Below are 14641 nucleotides of genomic sequence, written 5' to 3' on the forward strand. Positions count from 1 at the left end.
GTGGACGTGGACGTGGACATGGACGTGGACGTGGGCGAGGCCCCCGGGCCGGCCGGCACGGCGCTGCTCCGGGTGGCCGGCCTCCCGCTGGAGGCGTGGGCGGCGGCGGGCAACCCGGAGCTGTTCGCCCGCCTCGCCGACCTCACCCGGCAGGACGACCGGCGGGCCGGGCGATCCCGGGCGCTGGCCGAGCAGTTGGGCACCGCGGTGGTGCCGCACCCCGACCTCACCCCCGCCGACCGCCGCGCCGTACTGGCCCTGCGCCGCCGGCTGCACTCCGGCGCCGCACCGGGCCCGGCCGACTGCGGACTGCTCGGGCGGCTGCCCGCCGCCCGCGACCTCGTCGCGGACGCCGTACGGCTGGGCGAGGAGGCCGCGTCGGTCCCCGCCGTCCTGCGGCGGCTGACGGACGCGGTGGCGGACGAGCGCGAGCGCGTCGATGCGCTGGGCTGGTCCCTGGTCCGCGCGTCCCCGGTCATGCGGGACTTCCTGGACGGCACGGAGCCCGGCGCCGCCGACGACGTCCACGGACGCCTGGCCGCGGGCGAGTCCTGGGGCGGGAAACGGCTGCGCAAGCGGGCGGCGTACGTGTGGCGGGCGCTCGGGCGGGCCGCGGCGAAGACCACCCCGCGCGGCTGGGTCGGCCAGGTCACCCTGGTCCCGGTCGCCCCGCCGGACGGCACCGGGGGTGACGACGGAGCCCTGCTGCGTCTCCTCCCGCCCGGCGCGCTCCTCGGCGGGGTCGCGGCCGAGGCCGTCGAGAACGTCCACGGGGTGCGCGCCCGGCTCGGCGGCCTGGACCTGCGGACAGCGGACCCGGCCACGCTGCTGGCCCTGGCCCCGCTGCACTTCCTCCAGCCGACGGACGGCCCCCCGGGCACCGGGGTCCTGCGCTGCTGGGTGATCGACCCGCGCGAACGCACCCGGATGCGCCGGGTCGTCCTGCGGCGCACCCTCCCGCTGGACGCCGTCCTGGCCCGACTCGGCGGCGGACCGCTCCCGTTGGCCGACCTCGAAGCGGCGCTGCTGGGCCCGGCCGCGACCCCGGCGGACACCCCCGCGACGGTGCTGCGCGGCTTCCTCGCGCACCTGCTCGGCCTCGGTGTGCTCCAGGCCTGCGAACCCCCGCGCCGCCTCACCACCGGCTGGCGCCCCGCCGCGGACCTCCGCGCGGGCGGCCCCCTGCCGCAGCCGGTGCCGGACGCCGGTGCCGACTCCGGCCCCACCCATGCCTCCTCCGCCGACACCGCCCGCACGTGGTTCACGGACTCCTACCGCAGCACCGCCTCGGCGGTGTCCGGCGCGGCCGCCCGCCAGGTGGAACGGGCCCTCGGCACCGCCGCCCGGGTGGCCTGGCTGCGGGAGGCCGACCGGCTCGCGGGGCCCGACCCGCACCGGCTGCCGGCCGCCCTGGCGGACCTCACCGAACGGCCGTGCCCGCTCGGCGAGCTCCTCGCCCGCTGCCTGCCCGACGACGACGCCCCGCCGGCGCAGCCGCTGCGCCGCCAGCCGGGCTGGCACCCCGCCGAGGCCCCCGGTTCCGGCTACGCCGCGCTGCTGGCCCACCTGGCCGCCCGGGCCGACGCCGCGGCGGTGGACCTGGACGACGACCTGCTGGACGCGCTCGGCGCGCCCCCGGCCGCGACGGCCCTGCCGCCCTGGCCCCTGGACTGCCTGCTGCGCCCGCTCCCGGGGCCCGGCCCGGTCGCGGTCCTGGAGACGGCCTCACCGGCGGGCGTGCTGGACGCCCGGTTCGCCGACGCGCTGCACACCCTGCACGACGGCTACCGCAGTCTGCGCGACTACCGGGCCTTCCTCGCCGCCGTGGAGCGGCGGTCCGGGGCGCGCTTCGTCGAGCTGCTGGTGCCGCCGCTCGCCGAGCGCGCCGCCAACGCCGTCCGACGGCCGGTCACCACCGGCTGGTGGACCGGGGACCCCGATCCGCTGCCCTACCAGGGCCGGGACGGCCTGACCGCCCGCTACCTGCCGCTCGACCGGATCACCCTGCGCCGGGCCGGCACCCGGATCATCGCCGAGGCCGACGGCTGCCGGCTGCTGCCGGTCCACCACGCCACCCGCACGCCGCTGCCCCCGTACGACGTCCTGACCCGGCTGTTGCTGCCCGCGGGCCACCCGGCGTGCTCCCGCCTGATCCGCCTGGACGGTCTGGAGGGTGCCTTCCCCGCCCCGGAGCGGCTGCCCCGGGTGACCGTCGGCGGCGGCGCCCTGGTGATCGCCCCCGCGCTCCGGCGGGTCCCGGCCGCCCGGCTGTGGCGGCCCGGCGACGACGACCTGACCAAGGTGCGCGCCCTCGCCGGGCTCACCCGCGACGCCGGGTTGCCCCGCTTCGCCTTCGTCCGGGCCGCGGCCCAGGCGAAGCCGGTGCCCGTGGATTTCGCGGCGGTGACCACGGTCGCCCTGCTGGAACGTATCTGCACCCGCCACCCCGGCGCGGACCTGCTGGTCGAGGAGATGCTCCCGGCCCCCGACGGGCTGCTGCTGCGCGACCCGGCACACGGCGGCGCCGCCGTCGCCGCCCAACTCCTGCTCCGCCTGCCGCTCGGCCGGGCCGCCGAAGAACTCGCGGAACCCGCCGTCGCCGCCCTGCGCGGCGAACCCGACGTCCCCGGTACGCCCGCTCCCCGTGGGCGGGCCACCGGGGCGGTCCACACCGAACACCGCTCCTGAAGGAGGAACCATGCCCGAGATCACCGCGCTCACCGACCTCGACGCCCTCATCGGCGACCTGGACGCCCGCATCACCGAGACCACCCTGCCCACCCCCGAGGCCAGCACCGCCGGCTGCAGCGGCCTCTGCACCGTCCTGGCCTGCGACACCGTCGCGCTCTGTACCGGGGTGCTCTGCTGACCACCCCCCAGGCCGTCCGGGGCCTCCCCCGGACGGCCCCCTCGGCCCCCGGCCCCGCAAGGGACCGGCCCGCGCCGGGCCCCACACCGAACACCGCTCCTGAAGGAGGAACCATGCCCGAGATCACCGCGCTCACCGACCTCGACGCCCTCATCGGCGACCTGGACGCCCGCATCACCGAGACCACCCTGCCGACCCCCGAGGCCAGCAGCGGCGGCTGCAGCGGCCTCTGCACCGTCGCGCTCTGCGACACGGTGCTGCTCTGCACCGGGGTGTACTGCTGACCACCCCCCAGGCCGTCCGGGGCCTCCCCGGACGGCCCCCGGACGGCGGCCCCCGACGGCCGCCGCCACCGGCGCTCCGCCCGGCCCGCGTCAGCCGCCGGGGCGGAGCACCGCCCCGCACCTCCCGAGGAGTCGTCGTGCCGCACCACACCGCGAGCGCCGAGAGCACCGGCACCGCCGCCAGCCGACTCGCCGTCCGGCTCCTCGACGCCTGGTCGGCCCGGCCCCGCACGGAACCGGCGGGCGCCGAACTCCCCTCCGACCCGGGCGTCCCCGTCCTGGCCGCCCTGCTGCACGCCACCGGTGATCCGGAGGCCGAGCGGTCCGCGGCCCGGGCCGTGGCGGTGTGGGCCCGCGACGCCGGCCGGGGGCCCGCCCACTGCGGGTTGTACGACGGCGGGCTGGCCGGAACGCTGGTGGGCCTGCGCCTGGGCGCCGGGGTCCACCCGGGCCTGACCCCGGTCGCCGACCGCCTCCGCGACCACCTGGTCCGCACCGCGCCGACCCTCGGCCACCGCCGCGAGCGCGTCGCCTTCCCGGACTACGACCTCATCGTCGGCCCCTCGGGCACGCTGCTCGCCCTGACCGCGGGCTCCAGCCCCACGCCGGCCCAACTCGGCCCGTTCGCGGACCACTTGACCGAGCTGTGCGACGCCGACGCACTGCCCCGGCTGCGCACCGGACAGTACGCCGGCCATCCGAACCTGGGCTGGCTCGACGGCCGGATCAACACCGGCACGGGCCACGGCGTCGCGGGCGTCGTCACCGCCCTCACCGCCGCACTGCGCCGACTCGGACCGGCGCCCGGGCTGGCGTCCGCCCTGGGCCGCGCGACCCGGTGGCTGGTGCGGCAGTCCTTCGACGACGCCCGCTCCATCCGCTCCTGGGACGGCGCCGGGCTCGACGACGCCCCGCCGCCCGCCGGAGCCCGCGCCCGCCAGGCCTGGTGCTACGGCACGCCCGGTGTGTCCTGGGCGCTGTGGGACGCCGCCGACGCGCTGGGCGACCGGGAGACCGCCGACTGGGCCGCCGCGGCCTTCACCTCGCTCGCCGAACGCTACGACGAGCGGTTCCACCTGTTCGGCGACCGCCCGAGCGACCTGCTGGCCCTGTGCCACGGGGCCTCCGGCGTCCTGGCGGTGGCCGACACCTTCGCCCGTCACGCCGCCCTGCCCGCCGCGGCCGCGCTGCGGGCCCGGCTGCTCACCCACCTGCGGACCCGCCTGCCCGAGGTGGCAGCCCTCGGCGCGACCGGCATGGGCCTGCTCGGCGGGGCCGCCGGGCCGCTGTGCGCCCTGCTCACCGCGGACCACGACGCCGCACGGACCTGGCTGCCCTGCCTCGGTCTGCGCTGAGCCGGCGTGCACCGGCCCGGACCGGTCGGCGGATAATGGCCGGACCGTCGGCGGAGCCCGCCACGGCACGGAGCGAGCGAGAGGCAGTGCACGGATGACCTGGGAGGCAGGCCGACGCGTCAGGCTGACGGAGGACCTCGCGATCGGCGAGGCCGTCACCGGGGAGCCGGGGACGTCGGCGGCCGTCGTCGGGTTCCTGTCGCTCGGCGCCGGGGCCGAGGGCACCGTCGAGCGGGTGGACGGGGAACTCCCGGAGAGCGAGGGGGTGCGCGAGTACCAGCGGCTCAGGGCGCTCCTCGACGACTACGGGCACACCATGCCGACGGCCAGCCGGGAGCGGCTGGCCGGCGAAATCACCGCGCTGGAACCGGAGTGGGCCGCACACCGGGAGCGCGGCGCCCTGGTGACGCTCCGGGTGCGGCTGGACAACGGCTTCGTCCTCGACGGGGTGCACCAGGACGTCCTGGCCGTGCTCTGAGGGGGGCCCCTCCGGTCCGGCCGTGCGCACGGTGCGCACCCTGGCCGGGGGCGGGCCGAACTGGGAGCATGACCCCATGCGCATACTGATCATGGGTGGAACCCGGTTCGTCGGCCTGCACTTCGCCCGGGCCGCGCTCGCCGCCGGACACGACGTCACCGTGCTGCACCGGGGCCGGTCCGGCGCCGACCTGCTCCCCGAGGCCACCCACCTCATCGCCGACCGGGACGCGGACCTGTCCGTACTGAGCGGCCTGCGCTGGGACGCCACCGTCGACGTGAGCGCCTACTTCCCGCGCCAGGTACGGGAGTTGGCCGACGCCCTCGACGACCCGGGCGCGGCCGGGCGCTACCTGCTGGTCTCGTCCGTCGCCGTCTACGACACCCCGGACGCACCGGGGTACACCGAGGACTCCCCGCTGCTCCCCGCCGACGGCCCCGAGGCCGACGAGATCACCGTCGACAGCTACGGCGTCCTGAAGGTCCAGTGCGAGCGGGCCGCGCGGGAGCGCTTCGGCCCGGACGTGCTGCTGGTGCGCCCGACCTATGTGATCGGCCCGCAGGACTACACCCACCGCTTCGACCACTGGGTGCAGCGACTCGCCCGGGGCGGCGAAGTCCTGGCCCCGGGACGGCCCGACGCCCCGCTCCAGGTCGTCGACGCCCGGGACCTCGCCGACTGGATGCTCACCCTGCTCACCCGGGACGCCTCCGGCGCGTACCACGCGGCGACGCCCCCGACCGGCACGATCGGCGAGCTCCTGGACGCCGTGGCCTCCGCCGTCGCCCCGCCCGGCACCAGCCTCAGCTGGGTCGGGGACGACTTCCTGCAGGCCGCCGGCCTCGACAACCGCGCGCTGCCGCTCTGGACGACCGACCCGCTGTCGCTGGCCACCCGCACCGCCGATTCCGCCGCCGCCGTGGCCACCGGCCTGCGGCTGCGCCCGATCGCGGACACCGCCCGCGACATAGCCCCCTTCGAGCCGCTGCCCGCGGCGCTACCCCCGGAGCGGGAGGCCGCGCTGCTCGCCGACTGGGCGAAGTACCGGGCCGAGAGCGGCCGTTGACCCCAGGGACGACGGAGGGCCGCCACCTGGGTGGCGGCCTTCCGCACGGTCAGCTGTGCTTCCAGGCCACCGAGAAGGAACTGCCCCCGCTCAGCCCGGAGGTGGCGGCCCGGGTGACACCGCCGGAGGCCATGGTGATGGCATCGGGGTGGAAGCCGCCCAGGCTCCGGCCGTTGGCGCTGGCGCCGCTGAACGCGACCGAGTGGAAGTCGGAGAGCGGGAGCACCCCGGTGGAGCTGGACGGGGCCTCGGCGATCACCTCGGCGGAGGCCAGGGCGGCGCTGCGCAGGGCCTTGGTGACGGTGCGCTTCCAGCCCGCCGTGGTGTCGGCGAGGGTGAGGGTGAAGGAGCCGCTGCCGTTGGTGGTGACGCTCGCGGTGAAGTGGTCGCCGGGCCGGACGGCGTTGCTGAAGTTGACCGGGTAGGCCGGGTACATCTCGTACCACGAGGAGTACACCGGGGAGCCGCCGGAGCAGTCGGCCTCGGTGCCGGTCTGCTCGACGGTGCTGCTGCCGTCGCCGTCGAGGCCGACCCAGAAGCTGGACCAGGTGGCGGCGCCGGTGCAGGACACCGCGGGCTGCACCCAACTGGCACTGACGCTGGTGAACTTGCTGCCGGTGGCGGCGTAGCCGGACCAGTTGCCGCTGGTGCTGTTGCGCAGGCCGCCGCCGTGGTGGGCGAGCGGGGCCTGCACGACGGTGGGGGCGGTGGCGGCGACGGCCGGGGCGGCGGTGCCCAGCAGGGTCAGCAGGGCGGTGGACACGGCGAGGGCGTGCCGACGGGCTTCGGACATGGCTACTCCTGGGTGAGGGCGTGGAGTTGACCGAGCGTCGACAAAGGTAGACCCGTCGCACCGGACCCGGAGGTCACGGGGGCATAACGAAGCGGCCCCCGACACCGCATCCGAAGGGCCTCACCTCCCCGGGGGCCTACCCGACCCCGACGGGCCGCGCGCCGCTACGGACCCGCAGGCCCCCGTCGGACACCCCCGCCGTCAACAGGCCTGCCGCGTCACGGTCGTGGCGGTCCGGTCCGCCGTCCGCAGCCGCGCTCCGGCGCCGTCCGGCGCCGCCGCCCTCACTCGGCGGCAGGCGCCGCGGGCGCCGCCGGAGCGACGGGAGTGGCGGGAGCGGCGTCGTGCTCGGCGAGCATCGCGCGGGTGAATCCGAAGAAGTACGTCGCCAGGAACCCCACCAGGTAGCCGGTCAGCAGCCCGCCCCCGTAGACGGCGGCACTCACGGCCATCCCGTGCGGGCCCGCCAGCAGCGGGAACAGCGCCCAGCCGGACGGGCCGACGGCCGTCGAGCCGACCGCGTCGCCGAGTTGGCCGGCGACCCCGACGAAGGCCCCGCCCGCGGCGCCGCCCACGCAGGCGGTGATGAACGGGCGGCCGAGCGGCAGCGTGACCCCGTAGACGAGGGGTTCGCCGACGCCGAGCAGGCCGGCCGGCAGCGCGGACCGGATGGTGGCCCGGACGGAGGCGTTGTGCCGCAGTCGCAGGTAGACGGCGGCGGCGCAGCCGACCTGCCCGGCCCCGGCCATCGCGAGGATCGGCAGCAGCACGGTGGAGCCCTGCTGCTGGATCAGGGTGGTGTGGATCGGGATCAGCGCCTGGTGCAGGCCGAGCATCACCAGCGGCAGGAAGAGGCCGCCGAGCACCAGTCCGGCGAGCAGCCCGCCGTGGGCGAGCAGCCAGGTCGCGGCGTGGCCGATGGCCGTGGAGACCTCCCCGGCCAGGAACATCAGGCCGTACAGCGCGGCCAGCCCGCCGAGCAGGACGGTGACGGTCGGGGTGACCAGGACGTCCAGGGCGGCGGGCACGATCCGCCGGGTCCACCGCTCCAGTCGGACGGCGAGCAGCGCGGCGCCGAGCGCCCCGACCACGCCGCCCTGCCCGGGGGTGAGGTGGTGGCCGAAGGCCTCCACCTTGGCCACCCCCGCGTAGACGATCACACTGGCCACGGCCCCGCCCAGCACGGGCGTACCGCCGAACTCCTTCGCGGTGTTGTAGCCGACGAAGACGGCGAGCAGCGACATGAAGCCCGAGGACACCGCCCCGAGTGCGGCGACCAGTGCGGGCGCCCAGCCGAGGTTGGCCAGCGCCCCGGACAGGGCGGCGACGATCCCGCAGCCGATCAGGGCCGGGATCAGCGGGACGAAGATGTCGGCGATCCGGCGCAGCGCCCGCTTCACCGGGGTCGCGTTGCGCACCGCGGCCTCGGCCCGGAGCCGCGCACCGCGCGCGGCGAGCTGCTCGGCGGTGGGCCCGGCGGGCTCCCCGGCCCGTCCTCCGGCCGACTCTCCGGCGGGCTCCCCGGCCCGCTCCCGGACAGGCGCCCCGGCCGCCTCCCCGACGGGCTCCCCGGCCTGTCCCGCGGCGGCGGGCGGCGCGCCCTCCGTCCAGCCGGCGGCGGCCAGCAGTCGGCGCAGCCGGTCGGTGACCCCGGCGACCGCGCCCGGGCCGAGGACGATCTGGTAGGTGTCGTCGTCCACGGTGCCGAGGACGGCCGGCAGCGCCGCGAGCCCCGCCCGGTCGACCAGGGAGCGGTCCACCAGGCCCAGCCGCAGCCGGGTCATGCAGTGGGCGACCGAGCGGATGTTGGCGGCTCCGCCGACCAGCGGGAGGATCGCCTCGGCCACGGAGCGGTTCTTCTCGTCGGACATGCCAGGGGTGGTACCCGGATCGTCCGGGTGCGCAACCGGGGCCGGGAGGGCGTGGCCCGGGACGGCTCCGGGGGCCCGCGCGCTCCGAACGCGCCCTTCCGGTCGAACGCGCGCCCGGACTATCGTTAGGTGGCGGAAGCTATCGATGTCCCGTTCGGATTCCCGCTCCACATCCCACTCCCATCCGCCGGCCGGCTCGGGCCGGGCCGGCCAGCAGGAGGCAGCAGTGGCGACACGACTCTCCGGCGGCAGCAGAACCGGCCGGCCGCGGCCCGCCCGTACCGGGGTGGACCCGGACCATCCCCGCTACAAGTGGGTGGCCCTGTCCAACACCACGCTCGGCACCCTGATCGCCACCGTGAACGCCTCGATCGTGCTGATCTCGCTGCCCGCGATCTTCAACGGCATCGGCCTGGACCCGCTGGAGCCCGGCAACGTCAGCTACCTGCTGTGGATGCTGATGGGCTACATGCTGGTCACGGCCGTCCTGGTGGTGACCCTCGGCCGGCTGGGCGACATCCACGGCCGGGTCCGGATCTACAACGCGGGCTTCCTGATCTTCACCCTCACCTCGGTGGCCCTCTCGCTCGACCCGCTGCACGGCGGGCCGGGCGCGCTGTGGCTGATCGGCTGGCGGGTGGTGCAGGCGGTCGGCGGCTCGATGCTGATGGCCAACTCGGCGGCGATCATCACCGACGCGTTCCCGGTCCGCCAGCGCGGTACGGCCCTCGGGGTCAACATCGTCGCGGGCATCGCCGGGTCCTTCATCGGCCTGGTGCTGGGCGGGCTGCTGGCCGAGTGGAACTGGCGGTCGATCTTCTGGGTCAACGTGCCGATCGGCGTGCTCGGCACGGTCTGGGCCTACCGCTCGCTGCGCGAGACCGGGGTGCGCCGGCCGGCCCGGATCGACTGGTGGGGCAACATCACCTTCGGCGTCGGCCTGACCGCCCTGCTCGCCGCGATCACCTACGGCATCCAGCCGTACGGCGGCCACACCATGGGCTGGACCAACCCGTGGGTGCTGGCCGGGCTGTTCGGCGGGGTGGCGCTGCTCGCGGTGTTCTGCCTGGTCGAGTCCCGGACGGCGGAACCGATGTTCCCGCTCTCGCTCTTCCGCGACCCGGTCTTCACCGGGGGGAACGCGGCCACCCTGCTGGGCTCGATCGCGCGCGGCGGGCTGCAGTTCATGCTGATCATCTGGCTCCAGGGCATCTGGCTGCCGCTGCACGGCTACGACTACGCCGACACCCCGCTCTGGGCGGGCATCTACCTCGTTCCGCTGACCGTGGGGTTCCTCGCCGCCGGGCCGATCGCCGGTTACCTGTCGGACCGTGCCGGGGCCCGGTTCTTCGCGGCCGGCGGACTGATGGTGATGGCGTTCTCGTTCGCCGGGCTGCTCCTGCTGCCCACCGACTTCGACTACCCGTGGTTCGCCCTGCTGGTGTTCCTGAACGGCCTGGGCGGCGGCCTGTTCGCCGCCCCCAACACCTCGCTGATCATGTCGAGCGTGCCGGCCGCGGCCCGCGGCGCCGCCTCCGGCATGCGGGCCACCTTCCAGAACGCCGGCATGGTGCTGTCGATCGGGGTGTTCTTCTCGCTGATGGTGGCCGGGCTGGCCGGCTCGCTGCCGCACACCCTGACCGCCGGACTGACCGCGCAGGGCGTGCCCGCCGCCGACGCCCACGCCATCGCCTCGCTGCCGCCGGTGGGCACCCTGTTCGCCGCGTTCCTCGGCTACAACCCGGTCCAGCAGTTGCTGGGGCCCCAGGTGCTGGGCCAGCTCCCGGCGGCCAACGCCCACACCCTGACCGGCCGGGAGTTCTTCCCCCAGTTGATCTCGGGGCCCTTCCACGACGGCCTGGTGGTGGTGTTCTGGCTGGCGATCGCGATGTCCCTGGTCGCCGCGGCCGCCTCGCTGGTCCGGGAACGGACCCGGCCCGCGGGCGGCCGCCCGGTCGCCGGTCGGCCCGCCCCCGCCGGCGGGCCCACCCCCGCCGGGACCGCCCCCGCGGGGACCGGATCCACCCCGGTGACCGACCGGCCGGCCCCGCCCGCGCGGGAGCACGGACCGTGAGCGCGCAGGACACCGCGCCCGGCGGCGGGCCCACCGACGAGCCCACCGAGGGCTCCTCCGCCGGGCTCTCCGCCGAGGCGGTGGTCCGGCTGCGGCTGGCGATCGGCCGGCTGAACCGGCAGCTGGTCCGCGCCTCGGGCGACCAGGACCTCACCGCCGCCCAACTCTCCGCCCTCGCCCGGGTGGAGCAGCACGGCACGCTGCGGCTCGGCGAACTCGCCGCGCGCGAGGGGGTGGCCGTGCCGTCGATGGTGCGCACGGTCGGGCCGCTGGTCGCCGCCGGGCTGATCGGCAAGACCCCCGACCCGCAGGACGGACGCTCCCAGTTGCTCGCCCCCACCCCGCGCGGACGGGACACCCTGGCCCGGATCCGCCGCGAGCGCACCGCCCTGCTGGCCCGCCGCAGCGCCCGGCTCACCGACGAGCAGTGCCGCGCCCTGGAGGCCGTCCTCCCGCTGCTGGAACTCCTCCTCGACGAGCCCGCCGAACCCTCCAAGCCCGCCGAACCCTCCAAGCCCGCCGATCCCACCGAACCCGCCGGACCCGCCGACACACCCGGGGACACCCGGCCTACGCCGTGAACCTGACCGGCTCGTACGCCCATTGACGGATCCTCGGATCCACACTCCCTGCCACGACCGCACCTGACCGCACCCGACCGACAATGACCGGGTCGAGCGTGTTCGGACGATCAGGGAGCGGACATGTCGTTTCTCCGGGACGGGCAGCAGGGGCCCGAGAGCGGTCGGTCGGGGTTCAGCCGGCGGGGTTTCCTCGGGGCGGCGGTGGCCGCCGGCACCGGCGCGGCGCTCGGGCCCGCCCCGACGGCCGCCGCCGAAGGGTCCGCGGCGTCGGCCCACCACCCCACCAGGGTGCTGGAGTTCACCGCCGGGACCAACGCCGGTGTGACCGTCTCCCCCGACGGCGAACGGCTGGTCGTCGAGGTGCAGGGCGTGCTGTGGGGCCTGCCCCGCAGCGGCGGGACGGCGACCGCGCTGACCGCCCCGGACCTCGAACCGACCCGGCCGGCCTGGTCGCCGGACGGCTCGACGGTGGCCTTCTGCGCCTACCGCGACGGCGGGTTCCACCTGTGGGCGATGGCCCCGGACGGCTCGGACCTGCGTCGGCTGACGACCGGCCCGTGGGACGACCGCGGGGTGTCCTGGTCGCCGGACGGACGCCGGCTCGCCTTCTCCTCCGAGCGCGCGGGCGACGCGGTGACCGGCGGCTCGTACGACATCTGGACGGTGGAGCCCGCCACCGGCCGGCTGACCCGGCTGACCCGGGAGCCCGGTGTCGAGGACTACGACCCGGCCTGGCACCCGGACGGCGAGCGGGTGGTGTTCGTCCGGGCGGACGCCGCCGGCGGCCGGACCATCGCCGCCGTCCCGGCCGACGGCGGCCCGGTGAGCGTGCTGCGCACCGAGGACGGCGGCACCGTGGTCGGCCCGGCGCCGGGCGGGGACGGCCGCCTCGCCTACGTCCGGGTCGGCGACACCTCCGCCGCCACCTCGTACCGGTCGGCCACCTCCGTCCTGGTGGTCGACGGCACGGTGGTCTCCGGCACCGAGGACGTCGCACCGCTGCCGCCCTGCTGGACGCCCGACGGCGGGCTGCTCTACTGGGCGGACGGCCGGCTCACCCACCGCTCCCCGGCCCGGGACAGCCCCGTGGAAGTCCCGTTCCGCGCACGGCTGGAGGTGCCCCGCCCCGCGTACCGCCGCAAGGTGCGCGACCTGGACTCCACCGACGGGCGCGCGGCGCGCGGGATCCACCTGCCCGCGCTCTCCCCGGACGGGCGCTCGGTGCTCTTCTGCGCGCTCAACGCCCTGTGGCTGCTGCCGATCGGCGGGCAGCCGCGCAGGCTCCACCAGGCCGCCCCCGCCCACTACGTGCAGATGCCCGCGTGGAGCCGGGACGGCCGCAGCGTGCTCTACGTCCACGACGGGGACGAGGGCGGGGACGGCCTGGCCGCCGTGCACCGGCTGACCCTGGCCGACGGCACCGACACCGTCCTCGCCCGGGGCGGCCGCTTCAACCCCGCGCTCTCCCCCGACGGGACGAGGCTGGCCTGCCAGGACCTCCTGGGCACCCTCCTGCTGGTCGACCCCGGCACCGGGGCCGAGCAGCGGCTGGCCGCCCCGATCGGCGGCAACGGCCTCCCCGGGCGGCCCAGTTGGTCCCCGGACGGCCGCTACCTCGCGTACTGCGACCGGAACCGCCTCAACCACCGCTTCCGCGAGGGCTACAACGTCATCCGGGTGGTCGACACCCGCGACGGCTCCGCGCGGTCCTTCCTGCCGCTGCCGGACACCTCGGTCGCCGACCGCGGCGACAGCGGCCCGGTCTGGTCGCCCGACGGCCGGTGGCTGGCCCTGGTGGTGGAGTCCGCGCTCTGGGTGCTGCCGGTCGCCCCCGACGGCACGCCCACCGGCGAGGCCCGGCGGATCACCGAGGACGCCGCCGACCACCCGTCCTGGTCCGGCGATTCGGCCCGGCTGCTCCACCTCTCCGCCGGGCGGCTGCGGCTGGTCGACCGCGACGGCGGCGACCCCCGCACCGTCGCCGTCCCGCTGCGCACCTCCCGCTCCCTGCCGCCGCGCTCCGACGTCACCCGGATCCACGCCGGCCGGCTGTGGGACGGCACCGGCGAGGAGGTCCGCGAGTCCGTCGACATCGTGGTCTCCGGCAACCGGATCACCGCCGTCGAACCGCACCGCCCGGGCCCGCGCCGGGCGGGCGAGCGGCTGGTCGACGCCACCGGCTGCACCGTCCTGCCGGGCCTGTGGGACGCCCACACCCACCCGTACCAGAACATCTACGGCGGCCGGCAGACCCGGACCCTGCTCGCCTACGGCATCACCGGCACCGTCTCGCTGGGCGGCTTCGCCTACGAGCAGGCCCGGATCCGCGAGTCGATCGACGCCGGGGTGCTGGACGGTCCCCGCTTCCTGACCAGCGGTGAGCTGCTCGACGGCAGCCGGGTGGCGTACAGCATGGGCCGCGCCCACCGGACGGCCGACGGGCTGCGCCGCAGTCTGGACCGCCTGGTGGCGCTGGACTGCGACGTGGTCAAGTCCTATGTCCGGGCGCCCGCCCGGATGATGGCCGAGGCGGCCCGGACGGCGCACGAGCTGCTCGGGGTGCCGGCCGGCAGCCACCTGCTGACGCCCGGGGTGCAGGTCGGCCAGGACCTCACCACCCATCTGACGGCCACCCAGCGGCAGGAGTACGCCCGGTCGTCCTCGCCCACCGGGCGCGCCTACCAGGACGTCCAGGAGATCTACCGGGGCGGGGAGTTCGCGATCGTCATCACCCCGTTCACGGCGTTCCGCCTGCTCGGGGACGACCCCTCGCTGGCCGAGGACACCCGGGTCACGGAACTGATGCCGCCCTGGGACGCCGCCGACGTGCAGCTCCAGGCCCGGACACCGGTCACCGACGGGCAACGGCTCGCCGTCCGACGGGAGATGGAGGTCTACCGGCGGATCGTCGCGGACGGCGGCACGTTGGCCCTCGGCACGGACTCCCCGCTCACCCCGGTCGGCCTCCAGGTCCACCTCGGCCTGCGCGCGCTGCACCGCTACGCGGGCCTGTCGCCCGCCCAGGCGCTGCGCACGGCCACCGCGGCGCCGGCCCGGCTGTTCGGGCTGGCGGACGACCTCGGGACGGTGGAGCCGGGCAAGCTCGCCGACCTGACGGTGGTCGACGGGGATCCGTTCCACGACTTCGCGGACCTCGCCCGGACCTCCTGGGTGATGCGCGACGGCATCGTGTTCCGGCGCGCCGACCTGGTGGCCGCCGGCGCCCCGGCCCCGGCGGCGGGCCTCCCGGCGGCCCGCCCGGCCGGC

The 14641-nt window shown here is 76.6% G+C and carries 11 protein-coding genes; 9 read left to right on the plus strand and 2 right to left on the minus strand.

The window, feature by feature from the left end; all coding sequences use genetic code 11:
* From AB0O91_RS33305 to AB0O91_RS33330, 6 genes are all read left to right on the plus strand, one after another.
* Positions 1–2688: a lantibiotic dehydratase gene (locus AB0O91_RS33305; RefSeq protein ID WP_363441260.1), complete on the plus strand. Its 2688-nt coding sequence runs from the start codon at positions 1–3 to the stop codon at positions 2686–2688.
* Positions 2689–2698: 10 nt separating this feature from the next.
* Positions 2699–2869 carry a hypothetical protein gene (locus AB0O91_RS33310; protein WP_363441262.1) on the plus strand — a complete coding sequence of 57 codons (171 nt, stop codon included), beginning with the start codon at positions 2699–2701 and terminating at the stop codon, positions 2867–2869.
* Positions 2870–2982: 113 nt separating this feature from the next.
* On the plus strand, positions 2983–3153 hold the full coding sequence (locus AB0O91_RS33315) for a hypothetical protein (protein ID WP_363441264.1): 171 nt from the start codon (positions 2983–2985) through the stop codon (positions 3151–3153).
* A gap of 137 nt (positions 3154–3290) precedes the next feature.
* Positions 3291–4508 (plus strand): lanthionine synthetase LanC family protein, encoded by a 1218-nt coding sequence (locus AB0O91_RS33320; RefSeq protein WP_363441266.1) that lies wholly within the window; start codon positions 3291–3293, stop codon positions 4506–4508.
* 94 nt (positions 4509–4602) lie between these two features.
* The gene (locus AB0O91_RS33325) at positions 4603–4986 is read left to right on the plus strand and encodes a hypothetical protein (protein ID WP_363441268.1); all 384 of its coding nucleotides are present in this window, start codon (positions 4603–4605) and stop codon (positions 4984–4986) included.
* Positions 4987–5062: 76 nt separating this feature from the next.
* Positions 5063–6052 (plus strand): NAD-dependent epimerase/dehydratase family protein, encoded by a 990-nt coding sequence (locus AB0O91_RS33330; RefSeq protein WP_363441270.1) that lies wholly within the window; start codon positions 5063–5065, stop codon positions 6050–6052.
* A gap of 49 nt (positions 6053–6101) precedes the next feature.
* Here the strand turns inward: AB0O91_RS33330 and AB0O91_RS33335 are convergent, their stop codons facing one another.
* Both AB0O91_RS33335 and AB0O91_RS33340 read right to left on the minus strand, forming a co-directional pair.
* Positions 6102–6845, minus strand: coding sequence for a G1 family glutamic endopeptidase (locus tag AB0O91_RS33335; protein ID WP_363441272.1), 744 nt, complete (start codon positions 6843–6845; stop codon positions 6102–6104).
* A gap of 284 nt (positions 6846–7129) precedes the next feature.
* On the minus strand, positions 7130–8716 hold the full coding sequence (locus AB0O91_RS33340) for a PTS transporter subunit EIIC (protein ID WP_363441274.1): 1587 nt from the start codon (positions 8714–8716) through the stop codon (positions 7130–7132).
* A gap of 286 nt (positions 8717–9002) precedes the next feature.
* Here AB0O91_RS33340 and AB0O91_RS33345 point away from each other — a divergent pair, with 286 nt between their 5' ends.
* The 3 genes from AB0O91_RS33345 to AB0O91_RS33355 all read left to right on the plus strand — a co-directional run.
* Positions 9003–10790, plus strand: a complete 1788-nt coding sequence (locus AB0O91_RS33345; protein WP_363441284.1) for an MFS transporter — start codon at positions 9003–9005, stop codon at positions 10788–10790.
* Positions 10787–11371: a MarR family transcriptional regulator gene (locus tag AB0O91_RS33350; RefSeq protein WP_363441276.1), complete on the plus strand. Its 585-nt coding sequence runs from the start codon at positions 10787–10789 to the stop codon at positions 11369–11371. Before AB0O91_RS33345 ends, AB0O91_RS33350 begins: the two co-directional genes overlap by 4 nt.
* 123 nt (positions 11372–11494) lie before the next feature.
* Positions 11495–14641: amidohydrolase family protein (locus AB0O91_RS33355; RefSeq protein WP_363441278.1), on the plus strand; the 3147-nt coding region annotated here is incomplete at its 3' end.

This window comes from Kitasatospora sp. NPDC089797, from assembly GCF_040684795.1.
GTDB lineage: Bacteria > Actinomycetota > Actinomycetes > Streptomycetales > Streptomycetaceae > Kitasatospora.